The following is a 24,055-nucleotide window of genomic DNA, read 5'->3' on the forward strand; positions in this document are numbered from 1 at the left end:
TTGTTTTGCAGAAAAATATAATATAAAAGAATTATATATTATTTTCGTTAAGCGGAGTCAATACAATTTTTATATTGTCATTTTCATTTACAGGGGCAGTAAATTCTGCCGGAATATTATTTTTTAAAATTTGGAAGGTCACACGACTGTCCGGCTTTGGTGGAGTAAAATCAGCAGCTAAAAGTACATCACTTATAATAGTCGGTGATTTTTTCCCCGGAGTACAGATAATATTGTCGCCTTCTTTTAATAAGTAATCAAGAGCTGCTGGCTTTTCGTTAACAGAAATTGCCGCCGAAGCTGAGGTATGTACAGTACATGGTTTGTCATTGAACAGTACAGTGATGACAGAAGAAATGTCCATGTGATTCAATATTGTTTTTAAAGAAATCCTGGCCGGTTCTACAAAATCTATTTCATCATTTTCTTTTACTTTATCGGATAAATAAGCATTTGTACCATTTAATTTTATTTTGGGAGAGCTTTCTGCGGTTTTTTCTAAACCGTTTAATGTGTAATGATATATGGTATTGTCTATAGCATAGCCGGCATATTCTAAAGCATTGGCAATACTGATTGAAGAAGTGAGGATGATTTCATCTTTATCGTGTAGTATAGTAGCAAGATTATGGGAAGGAATATCATTTATTAGGCAAAGCTGTTTGACATTTATTTTTTCACCATTTATATATAGGGAAATTGTTTCTATAGTATTTACTATATCACCTAAATGTATACAGGGAGATGTTCCATCGTCACCATGTTCAATAGTTATATGGCATTTTTCTTTTATTTTATCATTAAGAGATGCGTCCTGTCCGTTGAGTTTTAATTTTGCCAATGTTCCCATAGAACCGCTTATAATTTTATTTTTACCGTTTATGCTCAGCATTATGCCCATACCGGGCCGACCGTTATATTTATGAAGGTTGATTCCTGAATTTAGAAAAGCATCAGCTATAGTAAGTTCTTTAAAATTGAACATATTATATTCTTTTTCGTTTATATAGACAGAAATCAAATTTAAAGTCTGGTTTGATATCGTTTTTAAAATACCAAGTGGAGTGACAGCATCAGGGGCTTTTAAAGTATCAGGAATATCAGTAATGGTATCCACTTTATCTGGTTTTCTAACAGCTACCCGAGCGGCGGGTAGACTAAGTTCTTTGGCTACTTCTGTTGCCAGGTTAGGGGTCAAGGCCCCACCACCAACTAACATGACAGCCTGAGGAGCTGTTGTATTTAAAGTTAATATTTGTTTGGCAATTGCCTGTGCCAGACCAGAAATATTTTTACTTACATTATTAATGATTTCTTCACTTTTTAGGGAATATTCCATGCCCAGAATATCATTGAATTTTATTTCATTATCAGTTTTAGTTGATAATTTTCGTTTTACTTCTTCTGCAACGTTGAAATCAAGCAGATATTGTTTTGATATAGCTTCAGTTATTTCATCGCCGGCCATTGGTACCATCCCATAAGCGACAACTGCACCGTCTTTAGTTATGGCAACATCAGAAGTACCGGCTCCTATATCGACAAGCACGAGATTTAAGTGGCGCATTGTAGTTGGGATAAGGATGCTTATAGCTGCGATAGGTTCTAAGGTCAGGGCCTGCATTTCAAGTCCCGCAGCAGTGAGAGCAGACTGCATTGAATCAACAACCTGACGTGGTAGAAAAGTAGCAATAACATTGGCAGTTGCGTTTTGTCCGCGCTGACCAATAAGACTTTTTATTCTCGTGCCGTCAAGTGTATAAGATACAGTGCTATAGCCTACACAGTAATAGAATGAAGTGTCTTCGACTATATGGGAATCAGCCAGTTTTTTTTGGGCCGCTTGTACGGCCATAAAATCAAGATGATTCTGCTGCTCAGCTGAAATAGTTCCATTAATTTCTATTTCGGCTGAAGCGGTCATTGTATATAATGCTCTGCCAGCTGCAGCAACCGATACTTTTCTCAGTGGACAAGTTCTTTGTTCTAGATTTTTTTTTACTATAGATATTATTTTAGCAACCTGTGGGACATCGTGTATCTGCCCATCGAGCATAGAGCGAGTTTTATGTTCCTGGCGTTCAGTGTCAATTATTTTTAATGCAGTTTTGGTGTTTTTTGCAACAATACCTATTACGCTTCTTGTTCCGATATCTAAAGCGAAAACAATATTTTCAGTAGTTGTGTTGTTAGGAGAATGTTGCCCAGAAATTGGTGTTGTCATAAATTTTGAACCACGTGTAAAGCGTGGTATGTCACCTCTTTTTATAATATTGTGGGAATATTCGTTGTTTTATTTATAAACGTTTTTTATTGAATTACAGGAGAATAATAATTGGTGAATAATAAAAAATCAGGTTTGTTTTGGAGCAGAGAAACGATTAAAAATAATAATAGTTTCTGATTTTGGAATTTCCTGACTGGTATAGGTAGCTGTTTGTATAGAAAAAATAACAGCTATTATAATAAAATATTATTTTTATTATAACATAATAATATAGTAAAATATATTTACTTTTTTATAATGATAGTAATTGATAAGGCAGAGAATAAATGAACAATAAAGTCTGTAAGTATAGATTGTAATTTACTATATAATTTAGTAGAATGGAGGCAGTATCAAATGGAATTAAACGGAGGCAGTATATATGGGCGAAAATAGGGAAATTATAACAGGCAGCGATTTTAAACGTATGATCGCCGGTGCATACAGTGCTTTTTTGCTTGAATATGAAAATATAAACAGCCTGAATGGTGATTCACTTTCGGATAAAGTTTGTCCAGGTACAAATATGCTTCGGACCATGGGAGCAGCAGCGATGGCTGTTAAAGATAATAGTAATAAAGGCATAGGGGCAATTGCTTGCGCGGTAAGTAACTGTGCTATTTTGGGCGCACGTGGTAATTCAGGTGTACTTTTGGCGCAGATCTTTCGGGGAATAGCCAAAGGACTGGCAGGAAAGTATGAGGTAAATTCATCGGTATTCGGAAAGGCGTTTCAATATGGTATTTTATATGCACACCGTACTTCACCGGAAAATGTAGAGCGACCTATTATTATCACAGCTAAAGCCGTAGCTAAGGGGGCATATAAGGCTGTACGCGAAAATAGGCCCATTTCAGAGATTTTAGCGGAAGCGATAAAAGCAGGAAAAAGAGCTTTAATAAATACAAAAGATGATGATACAGGGGTTATTGATGCAGGAGCTAAGGCTTTAATGGTATTGCTGCAGGGATGTCAATCTGGGTTGGATGGAAATTTTGTTTCTCCAGCAGTAGTGTTTTCGTCAGGAACTAAGAAATCGCATACAGTTCCTGAACCAATTCATGATATAGTGCATCCTTATTGTATTCAGATTACAATATATAATTGTAAAGTGCATGTTAGTGATGCCAAAGAAATATTGGCAAAATATGGAAATATGGTTGTAGTTAAGAAAAAAATGCATGATGTATTGATGCATTTGCATACACAATGTCCAGGAGCAATTGTTGAACAGATAGTGGGTTGGGGAAATTCTTATGAAATTCACATTGATAATATGGCAGAATTGCACAAACCACTGATTTTAGGACAGCCAGCCAATAAATTGGTTGTGTTGGCAGTAGCGGAAAATGAGGCAAAAGCAGCATGTTTGCAGGAATATGGAGCAACTACTATTCTGGCAGAAAGCGGTGAAGGCTTGACTGTAGGAAATTTTGTGAATACAGTGCATAGTGATATAGCAGAAAAATATATTTTTCTGCCTGATAATGTTAGTATGAACCTTATGCTATATCAAACAAAGCGATTGCTGGGAAAACGTGTTGAAATTATTTATACTAGTGACTTTACAGAGCAGATAAGGGCATTGCATGAATATGATGCTGAAGATTCGCTGGAAAACAATGTTAGAAAAATGCAAAATGCTGTAGAAAAGCAACGTAGTAATGACAAATAAATGAATAAATAAACGTTTATTGTAATAAATATACATAAAAAACATTTCAGCCTGATATAAAGATTGAAATGTTTTTTTGTACTTATCCACAGGCTTATATTGTGGTAGAGAGAAAAAAAATCCTATATTTTGTATTTAATAAAAGTCCTTTGTGATAAAAACCTTGTAAATATAAGTCTGGATGGCATCATTAGCAGAGATAAAGTTTTTTGCTTGTGAATTTATATACTGTGAATAAATAGAATATACCTGTGGACAAAAAAAGCTTTAATTATAAAAGATATAGAAGTTATCCACAATTTTATTATATTTGTGGATAAAATTGTGCGTAACTATATATTTATGTTTGTTGAATTTTTATGCAAAATATGTATTTGTATTGTATTGATTGAAATAGAATTGCAGCATTATCCTGACAGGAGTAAGTATAAACTTTGCTGCTTGTGGGAAAAAAATGTATTTGTTATAATTAGTATAGTTTTCAGAAACAACAATACTATAAGCATAGGAGGTGGTATAAACTTATATGGCAGACGAAATAAGACAAAAAATTCAAAAAAGAATAGAAGAACTGAAAAAAAGAATGAACTATGATGCAAATGATCTTGAATATGAAACACATTTACATATAATGCGTGATTTACAGCAAATACTTGATAACAGTGGCAAAAAAAATACATGAAGGCAAATTCATGTTATTTATAGTAGTAATATTAAAATAGTAGGGAGATAAAAGAATGCAGCCACGTGTGGGACATATAAATTTTCTTAATTGCCTGCCATTGACGTATAGTTTATTGCAATGTGGTTATCATAAGGGCATGTCACTGGCATTGGCAGTGCCAGCTGTTTTAAATAAATCTATGTTGGAAGAAAAATTGGACATAAGCCCAATGTCATCAATTGCTTATGCCAGAATGTCAGATAAGCTTTTACTGCTGCCAAACATAGGGATTGTTTCTGATGGAAGCGTACAAAGTATCATTTTAGTATCACGTAAACCGATTGAAAACATGGAAGGAGAAAAAATTATTCTCACAGCACAGTCGGCAACATCGCACTGTCTGTTAAAAATAATTATGCAAAAAGGATATAATTGTAGTCCTCTATACAGAACAGCAAAAGTTGATCCAGTACAGTTATTTGCTGAAAATGATGAAAGTTCAGCGATATTGTTAATTGGCGATGATGCGCTGTATGTAAATCATAACAGAATGAAAAATTTGTATTATTATGATTTAGGAAGTGAATGGAAAAAATTAACGGGCCTGCCAATGGTTTATGCTGTTTGGGCAGTTAATAGCAGTTTTTTGCAGTCACATAAAAAACAGGCTGAAAAAATATATATAAAATTAAGAGGTGGATTTGATAATGGAATAAAAAATAAGTTACAGGTAGTAAACTGGGCAGAAACAAAAACGCCTTTTTCCCGACAGCAGCTTTTTAATTATTTTGATGTTATAATGTATAATGTAGGTCAGAAAGAATTACGAGCTTTGGCAGTTTTTTATAAGTATGCTGTTGAATGTGGATTATTATCAGTAATACCTTCAATGGAAATGATGAGTATAACCAATGTTCGGGAAATATCCAGGTAAAAATACATGTTTTATTGTATTGTGTGATTATTTGGCAGGAATACGTCAATATTGTATATTAGGCAGACTAATATACAATGCAATAATATTTAATTATAACGAGGTATATTTATGGGCGAATATCTTATTTGTGATAAATGTAAATATAATTCTTATTCCAAGTATTGTTATCCTTGTGCGGGATGTAAACATTCAAATTATTATAAATTTTTTACTCCGGCAGTCAATGCATTTATCGGACAGTGTCCTTTGTGTGGAACACCATATGATGAAGGTGATATATCTATTATAAGAGATTTAAATATTGGTCCATATAGTGTTTTGAAGTGTACTTGCCATAATGCAGAATGCAGGCAGACCAGTATATACAAGATAGGGACTTATCTGGAAAAAAGCCGAAAATAATTTTGGGGATCAAGTGCAGCCCATGCAATACAACGGGCGAAGGGCGAAAGCCATTCTAGACATTTTTTATCCATAATAACGCCGGGTTCTACTCTGCTTATAAGATAGGGCAGTCGGGGTTGTTCAATGGTACACTTTTCACCTAATTTTCCCGCGAGTATCTTGCTGAAAATAGTATAATTTATCTGACTGTAGCCGCAGGTCATTAAATGTGCTTGGGCCCAGGAGGGATTTTGCATTTTTATATATAGTTTGGTAATGCCGCCGTCACTATCAAGCATTGTTTGTATGTGATATGTTTTATTGCATAATTTAATTTCTGCTCCTTTAGGACTTATGGTTTGGGGAAATAAATTCAATATGATATTATACATTTCATCAGTGAGATCTTGTTTAGTATAATTTTCATTTTTTCCGTCATGTAAGGTGACATGGTAAATTGAAGAAAATAATGTATTATGCATAATTGGCTCCTCCAAGCATCAACTTAGCGTATTATATTTGTCGTGTCAGTCAGTTAAATGATGGCTAGACATTTTTTTTATATAACGATCTGTGGCAAAATCCAGCATTTCCTGCCATGAAGAAAATTTAGTATTTTTAGCAACGTGCTTATCCATGATTTTTTCAGATAAATTTTCAAAATCTCTTTGACAGGTAATAGAAAATTGCCCATTAGCAAGAAAGCGGTCAAAATTTTTGTAATGGGTGTATTTTTTCATAAAACCAATATCAAAAACATTTTCGAAATTAAAATATATAGGCTGTGAAAAATCAGGAAGTTTATAATAGCCGGAAAGTTTTATTTTCATAGTTAAAGACCTCTTATAATAATAAAGATTTTATAATTGAAATAAATAGTTTATATATTAAGAATAGCATATTTTATTATAGATAGTCTAGTATGGCGGGGTACCGATATAAAAAAAGAGGCTGTGACAAAATGAGAAATCATTTTGTCCACGGCTCCTTTTTTATTTGTCAGGGCGTTATTTCACAGCCCCTTTTATATTTTAAATTTTTTTACAGCTTGTCTTGATTTAAATCCTGAATTCTTTAATAGCATGCTGAAGTTCTTCTGCCATTTCTGCCAAATGGCGGCTGGCAGAAGCGATTTCTTCCACAGAAGCAGATTGTTCTTCAGTGGCAGCAGAAATAGTCTGCGTTTCTTCGGAAGATTTTTTACTTTCAGTATCGATTTTCTGTACGGCATCGACAACATTGAGTGTATGACCGGTTACTTCCTCTATAGCAGCGGATATATCACGTATCTGGTCGGTAATGCTTCTGATCATATGCAGTATTTCTTTAAAACTTTCGCCAGCATTAGATATAACGGCAGCGCCTGTTTCTACTTCTTTTTTGCTGGCATCCATGAAGGATACAGCATTGTCTGTTTTAGCCTGAACCTGCTCGATAAGTTCAGTTATTTTTTTAGCGGCATCCTGTGACTGTTCAGCTAATTTTCTTACCTCCTCGGCTACAACAGCAAAACCTTTGCCCGCTTCTCCAGCTCTTGCTGCTTCTATAGCAGCATTCAGGGCCAGCAGATTAGTTTGTCCTGATATATTGGAAATAACATCTACTATTTGGCCGATTTGTTTTGATTTTTCTTCCAGATCACCGATAACATCAGCTGTACTGTTAGTTTTTTCTTCTATGGTTTTCATCTGGGTTACAGCATGATTTATAGCATCTTCACCGTTATTAGCAGTATTGGCTGTTTTTTCTGCTGCACCGGATACTGTTTGTATGTTTAGAGCAACTTGGTCAATAGCACCAGAAATCTGTTGAGTAAGATTATCAGCATTTCCAGCTAATTGTAATTGTGAACCGGCACTGTTAGCAACTTCAGTTACAGATGTAGCAATCTGATTAGCAGCTTGTGCAGATTGATCAGCACTGGCAGTTAATTCTTCTGATGCTGAGGCAAGATGGTCAGAAAGCAGGGAAGAATGTGTGACGAGTTTTTTTATGTTAGCGCGCATTGTGTCAAGGGCTTGTGAAACGATTCCAAATTCACTTTTATCTTGCAGACTGCTTTTGGGAATATCTTTAGAAAAATCGCCATCGGCTAAGAATGTTATATAGTTAACAAAATTATCAAGTCGAAATTTTATTTGTCGTGTAATAAATAATCCTAATAATATACCTATTATAATAGTTGCGAGTGTAATGGACACAAATAAAGTATTGGCAATAGCAAAATCATGTTTGTTTTGTTCATTCATTTCTTTAGCTGAATTTATAGTTGATGTCGCTAAGGCACTCAATGTATGAGAAAAATCTTCTGATAAAGCTTTACCTTTTTGATCAAAGATCGTACTTGCTTCATCATGTTTATTTTGTTTAGCTAATGAGGTGATAATTTCGCGTGTATTACGATAGTTTTCCAGGGGAGTATATACATTGTTAAGTTTAGTTTTTTCTTCTTTGGTCATAGGTAACTGTTCAAATTTTTTTAAATTATCACTTATAGTTTGACTCCGAGCGTTGATATCATTGTATAGCTTGTCTTGTTCAGATATATTTTTTGTTCGGATCAATTCACTGATATCAGCTTCAATTTTTCGCCCATGAGTGCGGTTATCATAAGTTAATTCAACGGCAGCCAGTTTTTCAGAATACATCTTATCCATAGCGGTGTTGGTCTTGTTAAGAAAATAAAAACCGGTAAATCCTACACAAATTACTCCGATTAAGAGTAGTGTGACAAGTAAAACTAGTCTCTGCATGATTTTTAAATTGTTAATCCAGTTCAAGGAAACTCAACCCCTTTCTAATATTAGAAATAAACTATTGGTAATAACCTAGTAAAATACTTCTCTAAAATATAGAAAATTCCTTTAAGTGAAAAATTTATTGCAGGATGATTGTTTGATCAATTAATGTAAAGCGTTTTGTAACAGGCGGTCAAAATTTGGCTAAATTTACTTAGTATATGGGTAGATGATGAAATTAATTTTAAAAATATTATATTGTTGTAAAGGATATTATTGAGTATAATAAGGATTAATATAAAATATTAATTATATTATATGGAACTATATATAATTAATGAAATAATATGGGGGAATAAATTTTGAAGGAAAAACTGCTAAAGATAATATTTGCTGTTTTTATATTTTTGGGATTTTTAGGCATAAGGGGCTATGCCCAGTCATTAGATATAAATAGTGGGCATATTGATGATCCAAAAGCCAAGTTGCTCTATGAAGAGGCTCTTTCCAATATGAATACATCAAGTGCTGATTATTTGGTGAATATAAATGTAAATAATAAAATGGGGGAAATAAATATTGTTGATGATATAAAATATCAGCAAAGTCCGTTTTTAATGAAGCAAGATATAAGTATTCTGCTGAATATGATGAATCAACAAGTTCCTCGTAATATTTTATCTATGTTGCAATATACAGAAACAGATGGAAATAATTTAAGAAGTTTTGTTGCGTTGAAAGGGGCAGACGGTAAATACGGACACTGGATTGTTAACGAAGTGCCTATGTCAAATGATTTAGAAATGTATTTGCGTGATGTTGCCGCACCGGACCAAAAATACAGAGAACAAACACAAAAAATAATGGAGTCTGTTAGAGAGATATATATAACAGGTGAGGATGAAAATACTCAAAAATTACAAGTGATCTTTGATAGTAAAAAATTATTCAGCTATGCAAATATGATTAAGGCAAGATCTTTCATGATGAATTTACCATCTGATCAGAAGCAGCAGATCTGGACTATAATGATGCAAATGTTTGAAGCCTTGCAGGATAGCGGGAATATTAAAGGAACTATTGTTATAGATAAACAGACTCATAGGATAACGGCGATGAATGTTGATGTAACTCCACAGATAAGAGCATTAGCCAATTCTGCCTTAAAAATGATAAATACTATGGATATGGATAAAAACAAGTCATTAGTGGGAACACAGGCTGATCAGGAAGCTTTTAAACAAATGATGGAGTCAGTAACAGCAGAAATATCAGTAAAAGTAAAACCTGTTAATAATATAATGGAACTGGCTATTCCTAATAGTATTCGCAAAATGGCAAAAAAAGTAGATTTAATGAAATAGCCAAATCCTGCATTGTGAATAAAATGATGTATAATTTAGCTTAAAAAGTTTTATGCCTGCCGTGATAAAACTAAAGGGGCTGTCGCATGAATGCCATTGACCTTATAAAGATGCAATCCACTGCCGCTGTGCGGCTCTTTCTGTTAAGAAAGGAAATAAGGGGAAGGAATTGTGCATATTTATAGATACAAAGGTTACTTGTGACAGCTCCCTTTTTTATGATAAATAAAAAACTGCCTGATGTTTATATATCAGCACATAATTTTAAAGTAAAGGTGAAAATAATGAAAGTTAATAATATAAAAATGCGTGAGATAATAGACGAAATGAAAAAAGCAGTGGTAGGCAAAGACGAAGTATTAGAAAAAATATTAATGGCTGTATTAGCAGGTGGACATATCTTGATAGATGATATACCAGGTGTGGGTAAAACTACTATATCGCGTACTTTGGCTAAAGTCCTGGGCTTATCACAAAAACGCATACAGTTCACGCCGGATATTTTGCCATCTGACATAACGGGATTTTCTATGTATGATAAAAAAACCGGCGAATTTCACTATATGCCCGGAGCGGCAATGACTAATATATTGTTAGCTGATGAGATCAACAGGACATCTCCACGGACACAGTCGGCACTTCTTGAAGTAATGGAAGAAGGTACTGTTACCGTTGATTCTGTTACAAGAAGGGTACCTGAACCATTTATTACAATAGCAACACAAAACCCATTGGGTTTTGCAGGAACGCAGGAATTACCAGAATCGCAGATAGATAGATTTTTAATAAAATTAACACTAGGCTATCCTAGTATTAGTGAAGAAATAGAAATATTAAAGGGAACATATAATGATACAGAAGAACAGCTAAAAGGTATTTTAACAGTAAGGGAATTACTTGAGTTGCAGCAGGAAACAAAAAAAATACATGTAGATGACAGTATTTATGAGTATATTGCAAAATTGGCAAAAGCCACACGGGAATCTAAATATATTTCATTGGGAGTAAGTCCGCGGGGAAGTATTGCTTTGATAAATATGGCTAAGGCCAGAGCTATGTTTTTTGCGCGATCTTATGTGCAACCGGGAGATGTCCTGTCAAGTATTCAATCTGTTTTCAGTCACAGGTTGCTAATTAACGGCAAAGCGGGATTGGAACATCTATCAACTGAGATTATATTAAACAAAATAGTACAGGCGATACCATTACCACAGATAACGGAGCAGGATAAATGATAATAAGATGGATAATATATTTTTTTGCGTTGTTGTATTCATTTATTATATATGTAATGTATTCTCAGTATCAGGCGTTTATGCTGTTTGCACTGATTGCGGCAATTCCGTTGCTTTCTTTTATTAGTCTGTTGATAGGAGTAAAAACGGTGAAGGTATATTTTCATAATGAAACTTTTACCATAAATAATGGAGAAAAGCTAAAATTGCCATATATGATTAAATATAAGTCATTACTGCCATTAGCAGATTTTTGTATCATTGCAGAGGAAAAAAATGGCTGGGGAGAAATTCTTGTCAGAAAAGTTATAAATAACAATGAAATTATTTTTAACAAGAAACAAAGAAATTATATATACGATGCAGAGTGTTGTGGAAAAACAGAAATCAATATACGGAGTATAAAATTTTATGCATTATTAAATCTTTTTACTTATACTAAAAATATAGATAGACAATGGATGGTATTTGTTATGCCGTTGATATATGAAAAAAGTAATGATTCATTAACTACAGCTGATAATAAGGTATATAGACATACTTCATATAATAGCTTAGGTAATGTATCTGGTATTAGACTGTATAAAATTGGCGATAACAGCCGATTTATTCACTGGAAAGCATCATTGGCTCATGATGAGTTTTATGTAAAGGAACATGAATTTTTAAATGATGAAGAAGAAAGGATATTATTGTTTGACCTTTCTGATGATAGTGATACAGCAGCAAATAACGCTGTTTTTACCAGTGTATATAATATAGGACTGCACTTTATAGAACAATATGGAAATTTCTTTTTGGCCTACTTGGGACAAAACAGCAGGTTCCTTATACGTAAAATAACAAATAAAAAGATGCTGGATGTTTCAATGGTTGAATATATGGAAAACAGTTGTTTTCAAAAAAATATGGTCAATTGGCGTTTATTTATAGCTAAAAAAACAACTTATAGATATAAAGCTGTTTATGTTTCGGCAGAAGAAGAAAAGATTAGAAGTTCTTTAAATGAGAGCAATTATTGTAATAATATAAAATTAGTTATTATCAACGATGGACAAAAGACATCTGTTAGATCGCATGAAGCTGATATTATATATATAAATAAAAATTATCTGTCGGAAGATATAGCAGGGGTATGGACACTATGAAAAAGGAAAAATCATATTACAGTAGAATAGGACAGACTTTTTTATTGTGGTGGGGTTTGATTACTATATTAAACTGCCTTTACTCGTATGCGGGATTTTCGCTGACGATTAAAGAAATTACTTTTTCATTAATAATTTGCCTGGTTTTATATTTACTAAACTTTATTGATAACAAGTCAAGAAAATTTATAACATGTATTATATTACTGGGGATAGGAATATATTTTATTTATAGATATAATCAGCAGTTATATATAAGTCTGCTGTATACAGCTAATGCTTTTATAAATTCTTTTAAAGAACCGTATCATCTTAATCTCATTTGCTTAAAAGTGCCATATAATGTGGAACATATCGCACAGATACAGGCAGCATTCTTGCTTTTGGCTATCATGGCAATATTTTTTCGAGTATTTATGTCCAGTAAAAGAGGTTGTATACTACTCTTACTGATAACAGCACCGTTATATATGATGGGTCTATATTTTGATGTATTTCCTAGCATGAGCGGTATAGCAGGAATGGTTTCATTTTGGACAGCAATGGGAATATATATAAATGGAAATTTTACATCAAAAACATATATATATGCAGTTTTTGCTGTAATAATGATATTTGCTGCCGGAGCGGTAATTCAGAGAACAATACCACAAAGTGAGTATAAACATCCAAATTTTGCACAATATATACCACAGAGTATAACAAATCTGCTTAATGAATATCTATCACCTAGTGGCAGGGCTACAGCTATGGATGATATACTCCATGGTATCAATGGGCGGGGGCAGCTTGGAGACATGGACAGTCTGACCCAAACTGGACGTAAAATGATGCAGGTTGAAACGTCTTTGCAGGCAGTGCAGGGAAATTTATACTTGAGAAATTACTCAGGGGCAATATATAAAAATAATTCATGGTATGATTTGCCAGAGAAAGATTATGAGTGGAACAGTCATATCTTTGATACTTATTCAGCTGGTGCATGGTATGATCAGAGTGTAATTATTTTTAGTGCATTGCAAAATGATCAGCATGGACAGGATCTGCTGCAAAAATACATACAGGGGACAGACACTAATGGCAACATTTTTCTAGCACACCAATTTAAGATAACAAGATTGTATGATGGTGTCAGGCAAATTTTTTTACCATATAATGCTGATGTATCCAGCAGTATTTTTAAATATGATAAGCTGTCTGTCAGAAATAATAAGGGAATTTATCAGGTTACCGCATATAATATGCCATCAGATTATAGTGGAGTTGATTTATTCCTGCAGCAGTATAGCGGCAGCAATAAATTTATCAACTATTATTATCATACCGAAAGGGAATATAGAAAATTTGTTTATGAATATTACAGGCAGGTGCCACCGGGAATTTTAGATAAATTTGCTGAAAAGTTCCCTATACCTGAGGCTGTTACGCCAAAACAAAAAGATGCGTTTATTGCTGCATTGCAGGCATATTTCCAAAAAAATTATAAATATACGACAGCACCGGGGAAATTGCCGCCGGGTCAGGATTTTGTCAGCTATTTTTTGAATAAATCCCATGAAGGTTATTGTACTTACTTTGCTTCAGCAGCGGTGCTGATATTGCGCAAGGCAGGAATTCCAGCCAGGTATGTTGTTGGATATGCAGTTCCCAATAAAATTATTGCTCGAGCTGAAATTGTAGGGATAGACAGTAGTAATGATAATATACATTCGTTTACTGTAATTGATAAACAAGCTCATGCCTGGGTAGAAATATATCAGGATGGTTGGGGTTGGCGACCGGTAGACTTTACGCCGGCGGATGTTGTAAGAAAACAATCTTCGTCAGTAACTCAAAATCACACTTCTGTGCATAAACCGTCAGTGGGGCAGCAGAATAATGGTGAAAATAGAGTAAAAAATGAACAAAAACAGGTAGTAAAGAAAATTGATAAGACAGATGGAAGCCATATGGAAGTAAATATAAAATCAGTAGTAGGAATATTGTTAGTATGTATTTTATTATTGCTGGTGTATAGGATAAAAAAGTATAATATGATAATAAAACAAATATTTTATCCAGATAATATTACAATAAAAAGGCACCAGCATATACTAAAGCTGTATGATTATATGGAAAAATTGGTTTATTACCGAAAAATTATACATGTACCTGATATGGAATATTTAAAATATGCGTCATATTTGTCTGAAAAAGAAATACAATGGTGTAATATTCCTATAAAAGATTTTATGGTTATTGTGTTAAAAGCCCGGTTTAGTGAAGATGAAATATCATATGAAGAATGGGATACGGCTGTTACTGTTGTAAAAAATATGCGTATGACCATTTACGATAAGTTGAATATATGGCAGAAAGTTTTATTTAAATATATTTACGGATTATAGGATCGTATGGGCTCGTATAATAATATACATTCTGGTTTGATAAGGAGGGAAGATAATGGAACGATATGTAATGCATGTTGATATGGACGCGTTTTTTGCTTCAGTGGAACAAGTGGATAATCCTGAGCTAAAAGGAAAACCAGTTATTGTAGGTGGTAATAAAGAACGCGGCGTAGTTAGTACAGCATCTTATGAAGCACGGAAGTATGGTGTTCATTCAGCAATGTCATCGGTAAAGGCCCATAAACTGTGTCCTCAGGGGATTTTTCTACCAGTTAGGCATGAGCGGTATCATGAAATATCACAACAGATTTTTTTATTGTTTCAGGAATTTTCTCCAATAGTAGAACCCTTATCCATAGATGAAGCTTTTCTTGATATTACTGGAATGGAAGGAATATATGGGAACCTGAAAAAATACGCTGCTGATCTTAAACAGCGTATTTTAGCACAGACGGGTATATATGCTTCTGTAGGGATAGCACCTAATAAATTTTTGGCAAAAATAGCGTCTGATCTAGATAAACCTGATGGATTAGTTATAATTGATCATGGACAGGAAAAAAATTTTATTGCCAATCTTCCTATTACAAAATTATGGGGTGTTGGTAGCAAAACAGCAGATAAATTGTATAATATGGGATGTAGCAAAGTAAAGAATATTTTACAGGTGGATCGGCAATTGCTGAAAAATACTTTTGGTGAAAAAACGGCAGTACATTTATGGCAGCTGGCCAACGGTATTGACGAGCGTGAAGTAAAAACTGGGCGAGAAGTAAAATCAATAGGGAATGAACAGACTTTCGATGAAGATATAGTGGAGAGATCAATTATCAATAAAAAATTTTTGGAATTAGCAGAAAAAGTCGGCTGGCGGTTGCGCCAGAAAAAAGTCAAAGCGAAAACAATAAGTATTAAGGTTCGCACAGATTCTTTTATTACTTATACACGCAGTGTTACATTGAGTAAATCTACTAATTTTGACGAAACTTTATATCATGCCGCGCAGCGGCTGTTTGCGGGATTAAGTTTCAAGGGGCGCATTCGGCTACTGGGGTTGACTGGTAGTAATTTATCAGCATTTGAAGAGCAGTCATTGTTTGTAAATGATGAAAAAAAAGACCAATTGTACAAAACAATTGATCAAATAAAAAAACGATTTGGGATAAACTCAATAACCAAAGCACAATTACTAGAGGAAAAACAAAAAAATAAACAATAAATACTTCCCTGGAACTAGCTGAGCAGCATGCGGTCATTATCCATTTTACTGCCCGAAGCTTGTTCGAACATAGATAAAAGATCATTTACAGTAAGGTCTTTTTTATCTTTGCCTTTTACATCAATGATGATTTTTCCATTGAACATCATAATCAGGCGGTTTCCAAAGCGGAGTGCATCGCGCATGTTATGAGTGATCATCAAGGTAGTAAGGTGTCTGCTGGTAATGATGTTATCAGTCATGGAAAGAACTTTTTCAGCTGTTTTGGGATCAAGAGCAGCTGTATGTTCATCTAAAAGCAACAGCTTAGGATCACCCATGGTTGCCATTAATAAGGTTAAGGCTTGTCTTTGTCCACCAGATAAAAGTCCCACCTTGCTTTCTAGTCGATCTTCTAGTCCCAGGTTTAAAGTTTGAAGTAATTCCTTAAATTTATTACGTTCACTTTTACGGGCACTCCAGCGCAGGGATGGTGTTTTGCCGCGTCTGGAAGCAATAGCAAGATTTTCTTCTATCATCATACCAGCAGCTGTTCCCATCATGGGATCTTGAAAAACACGGCCAATATATCGAGCTCGTTTATGTTCTGCCCATTTTGTGATATCAGTATTAGCAATAATTATTTTTCCTTCATCTATAGGAAAAGTACCAGCAATAGAATTCATTAATGTTGATTTACCAGCACCATTACCACCGATAATAGTGACGAAATCACCGGGATACAGATGAAGCGATAGCCCACTTAAAGCAATTTTTTCGGTAATAGTCCCGGGATTAAAAGTTTTTGATATATTTTTTACTTCAAGCATGATTTGCCGCCTTCCTTTTTCTTTCATTGATTTTAGCTTGGAATAACGGTAACGAGAGAGCAAGAGTAACTAAAATAGCAGTAAAAAGCTTTAGATCATTCGGAGGCATACCAAGTTGCAATACTATGGCAATGACTATGCGATAAACAATAGAGCCTAAAATAACGGAAATGAGGCAGTTTCTGAAACTTTTTGTGCCAAATAAAACTTCACCAATAATGACAGAAGCAAGACCAATAACGATAGTGCCTACTCCCATACCCACATCAGCAAAGCCGTTGCTTTGGGCTACCAGTGCGCCGGAAATTGCTACCAAGCCATTGCTTAATAATAATCCTAATACTATTGTGAGATCTGTATTAATACCATTGGCACGTATCATATTTTGGTTAAATCCAGTAGCGCGTACAGCAGCGCCTATTTCCGTGCCGAAAAACCAGTAGTTTATAATGCTGACGACAAGCACGATTATAAAACCAATAATTAAAATCGTCATTTGTCTGCTTAATGATGAGGGAAAAATAGTAAAAATAGTATCAATCTGCAGCAGAGAAATGTTAGCTTTGCCCATTATGCGGAGATTGACAGAATAAAGAGCAATCATCGTCAAAATTCCTGCCAAAAGAGCGGGGATTTTTAGTTTTGTATGTAAAACTCCAGTTATAACACCACTGAGCATGCCAGCGATGCAAGCAATAATTATTGCCAACACAGGATTGTAACCGGCTGTCAGCAATGAGGCAGCAGTGGCAGCTCCTAAAGGAAAGCTGCCTTCAACTGTAAGATCGGCGATATCAAGAACACGAAATGTCAGATAAACGCCAATAGCCATTACGGCCCATAAAAGTCCCTGTGAAATAGTAGAAATTATTAAGTCCAAATTAATTCTCCTAAGGTTAGATATTATTCAATGATATCCGCATTTTTTTCCAGATCAGCTGGAATAGTAATACCAAGAGTAGCGGCGTCTTTTTTATTTATAGTTATTTTTAGATCCTTGGCCGTTTCGATAGGCATATCAGCGGGTTTTGATTTTCCGTCCAGGATGTCTGCTGCCATGTGGCCTGTCTGTATCCCCAGTTTATAATAGTCGATGCCATATGTAGCCAGTCCACCTTTTTTTACCATATTTGGTTCTGCACATATAACAGGAATCTTAGCAGCATCAGTTATAGCAGTGAGTGTAGGCATTGCAGAGGCAATAATATTATCAGTTGGTTCATAAAATACATCAACACTGCCTACGAGACTCTGGGCAGCCTGCTGGATATCATTGACAGTCGAAACAGTGGCAGTTTTTACGGTCAGGCCTTTTGATTCGGCATATTGAGTCATTGCTTTTACTTGAATTTCTGAATTAATTTCGCTGGAAGAATATACAGTACCTATTGTTTTAGCGTTGGGAAATAACTTTATTAAAAGATCGATTTGTTTTTTTATCGGACTCATATCACTGGTTCCTGTTACATTGCCGCCCGGTTTTTCATCAGAAGTGACGAGACGGGCTGCCTTGTAATCAGTTATGGCTGTACCTACAATGGGAATTTTTTTTGTAGCATTAGCCATTGTTTGAGCAGCAGGAGTAGCAATAGCACAGATCAAATCATCATTATTGGAAACAAAACGCTGGGCAATATTCTGCAGGTTGGACTGATCTGCCTGCGCGTTTTGCTGGTCGACTGTGATGTTTTTTCCTTCCACATAACCGCGATCTTTAAGTCCCTGGATAAATCCTTTATTAGCAGCATCAAGCGCGTTATGTTCTACTAATTGGATTACTCCTATTTTAAAAGATTTTTTTTGGCTGTTGTTGGCTGATTGGGAACCACATCCGGCAATAAGGCTGCTGGCAAAAACAGCAGCGAGAGCTAATACAGTGAATTTCCAGTTTTTCATTATAAACATATGAGAGCAGCACCTTTCTAAATTAATGTTAAACATTATAAATACAGATAACTTTGCGATGCATGCGAAACTTATCAATGAATCACATAGTTACAAACTATTAATATCAATACATTATACAAGATTAACAAAAAAAAATCTACTGCACATATAGGATATATATAATAAATAAATAATATTTTGATTCTTTCATATTATTAACATTGATATTAATAAAGTGAAATAGTAAAAAAATAGCATAAAAGTTTTGCTAAAATATTATTGAAGATAATGAATAATACGCTTATATGCATATTTATAATAAACTGATAAGGTCTTTTATAGAGCAGATAAATTTTGCTCTGTTGCTGCGTGCCGGTGAAGAACTTGAACTCATATTTAGACTTATATTGAAGAGGTTTTCCCCAGGGATCGTAATATGCCCCGTTTTAACTAATATTGTGGTTACAGTGCCGTTAGAAGGAGCACGTATGACAGTTTCAGCTATTTTTTTATTGATTTTTTGCATAAGTATAGTGGTGTCAGTAAGCTGTTTTTCATAGTATAAAACATCAGCAGGCCGGCTGCCGGCAGTGACTAAAATATAGGCTTCCTCTGCAGTATGATGCACTGATTGAGCTGTTGCAAGATTGTTCTTGGCAACAGTAAATTTCCTCTTGGAAATATAGTTATGCAAAAAAAGATTATTGGCGTTGCTATAGTTTTTCTGTGCATTAATTAAGTTAACTGTTGCTAGGTCAAGTGCCTTTTCTGTCTGAGTGATTTTGGAGATACTGTTACTCTGCTTTGCAGCAACAAGTTTTCTTTGTATAGTAGAAAAATTATTTTGTTCAGTTGCCAATTCTGAACGGAGTTTTGTAGAATCAAGCCGGGCAAGGATCATTCCTTTTTTTACAATAGTACCATTTTTAACATTTATCTCGATAAGACGGGCTTTCATTGTTGATCTTACAGAAATCGTTTGAATATGGTGATGAGTACCAGGGGGAAATATATAATTAAAGAAACAATGCAGGCAGCTTACTGCTAATGCTATAAGTAGAAATATGATTATACTTAGAACTAAAAATTTTTTATTATGCATAATATTTGGGTAGATTTTCATAGTTGGCATATAATTTTACTCCAGTTTATAAAGTATAATTACATAAATATTAACATTAACGCCAATATGGGACAATAATCTGATAAAAAATAAATTACTTATAAAATTCATTATAAAATTAAAATACTCATTTATTATATTATTCACAAAATAGTATATAAATGTTATAATAGATATGGATAGATTAGCGGCTTTTTCTTGTTTTATAATACTTATAATGTTGATAGCAATGTATTAATAAAATAATCAACCTGATTTTGTTCAAGGAAAGTTTATTTTATTAAGGCGATAGATAATGTTTTGGAATATCACATGTTATACCCCCTCCCGTTGACATTATCGGGCAAGATATAGTCGCCGTACTATCCAGATCCTTTGTTAAATTTATTGTAAGGAAAAAGACTGCGACCGTTTCTTAGTAGAAGCGGTCGCAGTCTTTTTTAATATAATTTTTTTAAGACAGATTCGTTAATAGTAAAAGTATGTTTTTTTTCAGGAAATTGTCCTGATTTAACGTCTTCAGCATATGAGGTTATTGATTTTTCAATAATATCTTTTAAGTTTGCATATTGTTTAACAAATTTAGGGGTGAAATTAGAATACATTCCTAATATATCATTTATTACAAGAATTTGTCCATCGCAATAGCGGCCAGCACCAATTCCGATGGTAGGAATATGAATTTTTTCTGTGATTATTTTGGCGAGATCTTCTGGTACTGCTTCCAATACAATACTAAAAACACCAGCATCTTCAAGAGCCAGGGCATCTTCAATTAGCTTATGGGCTGTTTTTTCTTCCTTGCCCTGTACTTTAAAGCCGCCAAAAATATTTATCGATTGTGGGGTTAAGCCGATATGTCCCATTACAGGAATTTGAGCATTGGTAATGGCTTTTACTACGTCCGCCATATTTTTTCCACCTTCGAGTTTTACGGCATCAGCATTTCCTTCTTGGATAAGTCTGCCGGCATTGCGTACTGCTTCCTGCGGGCTGATATGGTAAGATAGAAATGGCATGTCACCAACAAGCATGGTTTTTTTTATCCCACGTGATACACAGCTACAGTGGTATACCATATCGTCAACGGTGACTTTTAAAGTAGAGTCGTGGCCTTGTACGACCATGCCTAGTGAATCACCTACCAGAATAGCATTTATGCCACTGGCGTCAACTAGTTGGGCCATGGAATAATCATAAGCAGTGAGCATGGTTATTTTTTCTTTATTTTGTTTAGCCATAAAAAATGACTGTGTAGTAAATTTTGTATTGTTCATGGTGTTATCTTCTTTCCAAATAATTTACGAAGTTTGTCTGCTTGGACATGTGTTAATCTTTTTCCTTCGATCATGGAAATTGTTTCCAAAGCAAGGCACTGGTAAAAGTTGTTTTTGTCAGGAATACTAGCATTAATAGCATTTATATGGGCTGTTATAGTATTGATATCATTGCGTACTATCGGACCTGTCAGTGCATTGACAGGAGATTCTTCCTTTATATTAGCCAACGTCCCTGTTATTAAAGGCAGCACAGCATTTAAAAGGGTTTTTTTGTTTATTCCGGCTGTCTGCAGGCATTCAATCCCAAAATTAATTAATGTTGTCAGGTAATTAGAAAGTATAGATGCTCCTGCATGGTATAGAGCCTTGTTGGCTGCTGGTATCGTGCAATAAGTACCATTTGTAAAATGCATTATTTCCGTTAAGACTGTTATTGCTTCAGGCATTCCTTCAATAGTAAAAAATGTTTTTTCAAGCTGTTTTGCGCTTGTATGTGGTTCACCAAAACTTTGCAGCGGGTGAATACTGCCTATATTTCCCCCATGTGCAGCAATTTGTGCTAGTATACTCGAAGAATGGGCACCACTTGTATGCAGCCATGTCTTATTTTTTACCGGGACAAGACAGGGCAGCTCATTATCAATGTCAGGCAGAACATTGTCAGGTGTAGTTATAAATATGACATCACATACAGAAACTAAAGGCTTAATTGAAGAAAAATGAGCTGAAGCGGTTATAGCAGCAGCATTACAGCGGGAATGCTGTGATCTGCTGTAATAACCAGCGAGGGGAAGAGCATGCTTTTGGAAATACAAGCCGAGTGTGGTACCAACTTTCCCAGCACCGATAAAACCTATTTTTATAATGTACACCTCCCATGTTTGTATATACACAAAAAAATGCCCGTTTCATCTGCGCATATACGACTTTGACCAAAGGGCAAGACATTTTTGCAGAGGAAAAAGGCATTATTATTTATAATGCTGAATATGATAGTCTTTGTCACCACGGATCAAAGCAAATTGTAATAAAATGATTTTATATATGATATAGTAGTGCAGTTTGTTAGATACTATTTTATGTACAACTCACGAGGATGTTGTCATTAGATATCATATATGTTAAAAGTATATGATATAATCAAGTCATTTGCAAGGAAATATACAGAAATAAATGTTGTTTTGCAATTGAGTGATTTATAGCAATTGTAGCATATCTTCAGGCAAAGGAATTGATATGTCAAATTTTTTCTTAGTAATAGGATGTATGAAAATTATGCGATAAGCATGCAAAGCCTGCCGTTTTATCAAGGTGCAGTCTCCGCCGTATAAATCATCGCCCAGGAGGGGATGATGGGCATGCGATAAATGAACGCGTATTTGGTGTGTACGGCCACTGTATAATCTTATATTCAACAGAGAATAATTGTCCTTTTCACTCAATACATTATAGCGGGTAAGGGCCGGTTTTCCCGTTTGACTGACCATTTGTTCTATAATACTGGTATTTTTTCGGGCAATGGGTTCACAAAACATAGCTTCTTTAGGATGCATATGACCTGATACGAAAGCTTTATAAAAACGACATATTTTATCATGACTTTTTGTAAGATAATATTGGATTTGAGGCTGTTTAGCGACAATAATAAGGCCTGTTGTATTGCGGTCAAGACGATAGACGGGGTGGCAGCCTGTCTTTTGTGCTGTTTTTATATAATAACCGGCAATAATATTTACCGTAGTATCACAGCAAGCTTTATTAGTGGGGTGAATTATTTGTGCAGCAGGTTTGTTTATTATTAAAAGCCAATCATCCTCATAAATAATGTTAAGCGGTTTATTGCAAGGAATAAGTTTGGAATCTGCGGCTAATTCATAACTTATTATGTCATTGCCTCTGACAATTGCCTTAGCAGCATTGTTTATATATTGTCCGTTAATGAAAAGCTGCCCGTGCCATTTTATTTTCTTCCATAAAGTAGAAGAAACCCTCCCCTGAGAAGCTAAAAAATAACGGACTTTTTGTTCTGGATAATCAGGGGGAACAGTAAAAGTTATCATAAAATATCTTTCTCTATTATTTTATATATACTGATAAGTGCGATAATAAAACCCGATATAGTACCTATACAAGTCAACACAGGCTTGGAGGAAAAAAAAATATCAGCTTTATAGCCGGCAAAAGTACCCATGCAGATAATAATTGCAAAAGTAATGCCCAAACCACTCACACGGCCAAAAAGCTGTAAGGTTGTTTTTTGTTTGTTGGCAAAATTATTTTTTTTCATTTGATCACCAATTACAATTTTAGCATACTTAATATATATATGATATAATGTCGTTAGTATTATTGAATATTTTGTAGATGAATAAGGAAAAGAGGTGTCTTATGACTAAAAAAATAATTTTGCTGTTATGTGTAATGACAGTATTTTTTTCTGGTGCTGTCTTAGCAAGATCCCATCAGGAAACGGCTGATTGGGTAGCAATAAAACTTGGTAATGGAAACGATAACGTCTACTTTTTTAATGTTAATTCGTTACATTATGATGTTGATGAAAATGGTAAAATACATAAAAATGTCATTGTTTATGAGGAGAAAAAGATTAATCGGAATACGGCAACACTAAGTGAAGGCTTTTATAGTATTACGCAATGTAAAATAAATTTGACAGATAAATCTCTGATGTTGGGAGAGGAAACTTTTTATAAAAAAGATGGAGAAAAGCGGTGGAGTGAAAAACCTCTATACCTTGTGTGGTATGTAGTAAAGCCAGGAACCATAGGAGAAACACGGTATAATGCTGTAGCTGATTATGTAAAAAATAATCCGGAAAAAGTAAAGTAATATAAAATATCCTTTGTAGTAAAAAGAAGCTGTTGCACATTAATATTTTCATTCATAAATATGCAGTAGAACATTTTCCCTGGAGGTTT

General features: G+C 34.5%; 22 protein-coding genes. 10 read left to right on the forward strand and 12 right to left on the reverse strand.

The window, feature by feature from the left end; all coding sequences use genetic code 11:
- Nucleotides 1–31: 31 nt before the first annotated feature.
- Nucleotides 32–2,224, reverse strand: a complete 2,193-nt coding sequence (locus tag I6760_RS06515; RefSeq protein ID WP_196593688.1) for a cell division protein FtsA — start codon at nucleotides 2,222–2,224, stop codon at nucleotides 32–34.
- Between the two features lie 424 nt (nucleotides 2,225–2,648).
- On the opposite strand from I6760_RS06515, the gene I6760_RS06520 reads away from it, so the two are divergent.
- The 4 genes from I6760_RS06520 (at nucleotide 2,649) to I6760_RS06535 (ending at nucleotide 5,944) form a co-directional block, all read left to right on the forward strand.
- Nucleotides 2,649–3,941, forward strand: a complete 1,293-nt coding sequence (locus I6760_RS06520) for a DAK2 domain-containing protein (RefSeq protein ID WP_196593689.1) — start codon at nucleotides 2,649–2,651, stop codon at nucleotides 3,939–3,941.
- Nucleotides 3,942–4,467: 526 nt separating this feature from the next.
- Nucleotides 4,468–4,623, forward strand: coding sequence for an aminoglycoside phosphotransferase (locus tag I6760_RS06525; protein WP_196593690.1), 156 nt, complete (start codon nucleotides 4,468–4,470; stop codon nucleotides 4,621–4,623).
- Between the two features lie 55 nt (nucleotides 4,624–4,678).
- The gene (locus tag I6760_RS06530; protein WP_196593691.1) at nucleotides 4,679–5,539 is read left to right on the forward strand and encodes a menaquinone biosynthesis protein; all 861 of its coding nucleotides are present in this window, start codon (nucleotides 4,679–4,681) and stop codon (nucleotides 5,537–5,539) included.
- A gap of 111 nt (nucleotides 5,540–5,650) precedes the next feature.
- A complete protein-coding gene (locus I6760_RS06535) occupies nucleotides 5,651–5,944 on the forward strand; it encodes a hypothetical protein (RefSeq protein ID WP_196593692.1) in 294 nt (97 codons plus the stop codon).
- Here I6760_RS06535 and I6760_RS06540 read toward each other — a convergent pair.
- From I6760_RS06540 to I6760_RS06550, 3 genes are all read right to left on the reverse strand, one after another.
- Nucleotides 5,920–6,408, reverse strand: coding sequence for a hypothetical protein (locus I6760_RS06540; protein ID WP_196593693.1), 489 nt, complete (start codon nucleotides 6,406–6,408; stop codon nucleotides 5,920–5,922). The genes I6760_RS06535 and I6760_RS06540 overlap by 25 nt on opposite strands.
- A gap of 45 nt (nucleotides 6,409–6,453) precedes the next feature.
- Complete coding sequence (locus I6760_RS06545; protein ID WP_196593694.1) at nucleotides 6,454–6,756, reverse strand: hypothetical protein; 303 nt, start codon at nucleotides 6,754–6,756, stop codon at nucleotides 6,454–6,456.
- A gap of 228 nt (nucleotides 6,757–6,984) precedes the next feature.
- Entirely contained in the window at nucleotides 6,985–8,706 is a 1,722-nt protein-coding gene (locus tag I6760_RS06550) for a HAMP domain-containing methyl-accepting chemotaxis protein (RefSeq protein WP_196593695.1), read from the reverse strand.
- A gap of 320 nt (nucleotides 8,707–9,026) precedes the next feature.
- Here I6760_RS06550 and I6760_RS06555 point away from each other — a divergent pair, with 320 nt between their 5' ends.
- From I6760_RS06555 to I6760_RS06575, 5 genes are all read left to right on the forward strand, one after another.
- Nucleotides 9,027–10,028, forward strand: coding sequence for a hypothetical protein (locus I6760_RS06555; protein WP_196593696.1), 1,002 nt, complete (start codon nucleotides 9,027–9,029; stop codon nucleotides 10,026–10,028).
- 284 nt (nucleotides 10,029–10,312) lie between these two features.
- Nucleotides 10,313–11,263 (forward strand): AAA family ATPase, encoded by a 951-nt coding sequence (locus tag I6760_RS06560; RefSeq protein WP_196593697.1) that lies wholly within the window; start codon nucleotides 10,313–10,315, stop codon nucleotides 11,261–11,263.
- Entirely contained in the window at nucleotides 11,260–12,411 is a 1,152-nt protein-coding gene (locus I6760_RS06565; protein ID WP_196593698.1) for a DUF58 domain-containing protein, read from the forward strand. The genes I6760_RS06560 and I6760_RS06565 overlap by 4 nt, the downstream gene beginning before the upstream one ends.
- Nucleotides 12,408–14,798 (forward strand): transglutaminase-like domain-containing protein, encoded by a 2,391-nt coding sequence (locus I6760_RS06570; protein ID WP_196593699.1) that lies wholly within the window; start codon nucleotides 12,408–12,410, stop codon nucleotides 14,796–14,798. The genes I6760_RS06565 and I6760_RS06570 overlap by 4 nt, the downstream gene beginning before the upstream one ends.
- Nucleotides 14,799–14,853: 55 nt before the next feature.
- Complete coding sequence (locus I6760_RS06575; RefSeq protein WP_196593700.1) at nucleotides 14,854–16,020, forward strand: DNA polymerase IV; 1,167 nt, start codon at nucleotides 14,854–14,856, stop codon at nucleotides 16,018–16,020.
- 14 nt (nucleotides 16,021–16,034) lie between these two features.
- On the opposite strand, the gene I6760_RS06580 is transcribed toward I6760_RS06575, so the two are convergent.
- The 8 genes from I6760_RS06580 to I6760_RS06615 all read right to left on the reverse strand — a co-directional run bounded on the left by I6760_RS06580 (nucleotide 16,035) and on the right by I6760_RS06615 (nucleotide 23,406).
- Complete coding sequence (locus I6760_RS06580) at nucleotides 16,035–16,829, reverse strand: ABC transporter ATP-binding protein (protein WP_196593701.1); 795 nt, start codon at nucleotides 16,827–16,829, stop codon at nucleotides 16,035–16,037.
- Nucleotides 16,822–17,709, reverse strand: coding sequence for an ABC transporter permease (locus tag I6760_RS06585; RefSeq protein WP_196593702.1), 888 nt, complete (start codon nucleotides 17,707–17,709; stop codon nucleotides 16,822–16,824). Before I6760_RS06585 ends, I6760_RS06580 begins: the two co-directional genes overlap by 8 nt.
- A 23-nt stretch (nucleotides 17,710–17,732) precedes the next feature.
- Complete coding sequence (locus tag I6760_RS06590) at nucleotides 17,733–18,734, reverse strand: ABC transporter substrate-binding protein (protein ID WP_196593703.1); 1,002 nt, start codon at nucleotides 18,732–18,734, stop codon at nucleotides 17,733–17,735.
- Nucleotides 18,735–19,029: 295 nt separating this feature from the next.
- Entirely contained in the window at nucleotides 19,030–19,839 is an 810-nt protein-coding gene (locus I6760_RS06595) for an HlyD family secretion protein (protein WP_231036133.1), read from the reverse strand.
- 440 nt (nucleotides 19,840–20,279) lie between these two features.
- On the reverse strand, nucleotides 20,280–21,116 hold the full coding sequence (gene panB, locus I6760_RS06600) for a 3-methyl-2-oxobutanoate hydroxymethyltransferase (protein ID WP_196593705.1): 837 nt from the start codon (nucleotides 21,114–21,116) through the stop codon (nucleotides 20,280–20,282).
- The gene (locus I6760_RS12915) at nucleotides 21,113–21,991 is read right to left on the reverse strand and encodes a Rossmann-like and DUF2520 domain-containing protein (protein ID WP_330997949.1); all 879 of its coding nucleotides are present in this window, start codon (nucleotides 21,989–21,991) and stop codon (nucleotides 21,113–21,115) included. Before I6760_RS12915 ends, panB begins: the two co-directional genes overlap by 4 nt.
- Before the next feature lie 324 nt (nucleotides 21,992–22,315).
- Nucleotides 22,316–23,179 carry an RluA family pseudouridine synthase gene (locus I6760_RS06610; RefSeq protein ID WP_196593707.1) on the reverse strand — a complete coding sequence of 288 codons (864 nt, stop codon included), beginning with the start codon at nucleotides 23,177–23,179 and terminating at the stop codon, nucleotides 22,316–22,318.
- Nucleotides 23,176–23,406: an AtpZ/AtpI family protein gene (locus I6760_RS06615; protein WP_196593708.1), complete on the reverse strand. Its 231-nt coding sequence runs from the start codon at nucleotides 23,404–23,406 to the stop codon at nucleotides 23,176–23,178. The genes I6760_RS06610 and I6760_RS06615 overlap by 4 nt, the downstream gene beginning before the upstream one ends.
- 101 nt (nucleotides 23,407–23,507) lie before the next feature.
- Between I6760_RS06615 and I6760_RS06620 the strand changes: the two genes are divergently transcribed.
- Nucleotides 23,508–23,966, forward strand: coding sequence for a hypothetical protein (locus I6760_RS06620; protein ID WP_196593709.1), 459 nt, complete (start codon nucleotides 23,508–23,510; stop codon nucleotides 23,964–23,966).
- Nucleotides 23,967–24,055: the final 89 nt, after the last annotated feature.

This window comes from Pectinatus sottacetonis, assembly GCF_015732155.1.
GTDB lineage: Bacteria > Bacillota > Negativicutes > Selenomonadales > Selenomonadaceae > Pectinatus > Pectinatus sottacetonis.

Bases quoted from the DNA above. Each gene is read 5' to 3' on its own strand.
- I6760_RS06515 (WP_196593688.1), bottom strand. From the start codon at position 2,224: ATGACAACACCAATTTCTGGGCAACATTCTCCTAACAACACAACTACT.
- I6760_RS06525 (WP_196593690.1), top strand. From the start codon at position 4,468: ATGGCAGACGAAATAAGACAAAAAATTCAAAAAAGAATAGAAGAACTG.
- I6760_RS06610 (WP_196593707.1), bottom strand. From the start codon at position 23,179: ATGATAACTTTTACTGTTCCCCCTGATTATCCAGAACAAAAAGTCCGT.
- I6760_RS06575 (WP_196593700.1), top strand. From the start codon at position 14,854: ATGGAACGATATGTAATGCATGTTGATATGGACGCGTTTTTTGCTTCA.
- I6760_RS06580 (WP_196593701.1), bottom strand. From the start codon at position 16,829: ATGCTTGAAGTAAAAAATATATCAAAAACTTTTAATCCCGGGACTATT.
- I6760_RS06590 (WP_196593703.1), bottom strand. From the start codon at position 18,734: ATGTTTATAATGAAAAACTGGAAATTCACTGTATTAGCTCTCGCTGCT.
- I6760_RS06535 (WP_196593692.1), top strand. From the start codon at position 5,651: ATGGGCGAATATCTTATTTGTGATAAATGTAAATATAATTCTTATTCC.
- I6760_RS06520 (WP_196593689.1), top strand. From the start codon at position 2,649: ATGGGCGAAAATAGGGAAATTATAACAGGCAGCGATTTTAAACGTATG.
- I6760_RS06615 (WP_196593708.1), bottom strand. From the start codon at position 23,406: ATGAAAAAAAATAATTTTGCCAACAAACAAAAAACAACCTTACAGCTT.
- I6760_RS06560 (WP_196593697.1), top strand. From the start codon at position 10,313: ATGAAAGTTAATAATATAAAAATGCGTGAGATAATAGACGAAATGAAA.
- panB (WP_196593705.1), bottom strand. From the start codon at position 21,116: ATGAACAATACAAAATTTACTACACAGTCATTTTTTATGGCTAAACAA.
- I6760_RS06530 (WP_196593691.1), top strand. From the start codon at position 4,679: ATGCAGCCACGTGTGGGACATATAAATTTTCTTAATTGCCTGCCATTG.
- I6760_RS06545 (WP_196593694.1), bottom strand. From the start codon at position 6,756: ATGAAAATAAAACTTTCCGGCTATTATAAACTTCCTGATTTTTCACAG.
- I6760_RS06570 (WP_196593699.1), top strand. From the start codon at position 12,408: ATGAAAAAGGAAAAATCATATTACAGTAGAATAGGACAGACTTTTTTA.
- I6760_RS06595 (WP_231036133.1), bottom strand. From the start codon at position 19,839: ATGAAAATCTACCCAAATATTATGCATAATAAAAAATTTTTAGTTCTA.
- I6760_RS06565 (WP_196593698.1), top strand. From the start codon at position 11,260: ATGATAATAAGATGGATAATATATTTTTTTGCGTTGTTGTATTCATTT.
- I6760_RS06620 (WP_196593709.1), top strand. From the start codon at position 23,508: ATGACTAAAAAAATAATTTTGCTGTTATGTGTAATGACAGTATTTTTT.
- I6760_RS06540 (WP_196593693.1), bottom strand. From the start codon at position 6,408: ATGCATAATACATTATTTTCTTCAATTTACCATGTCACCTTACATGAC.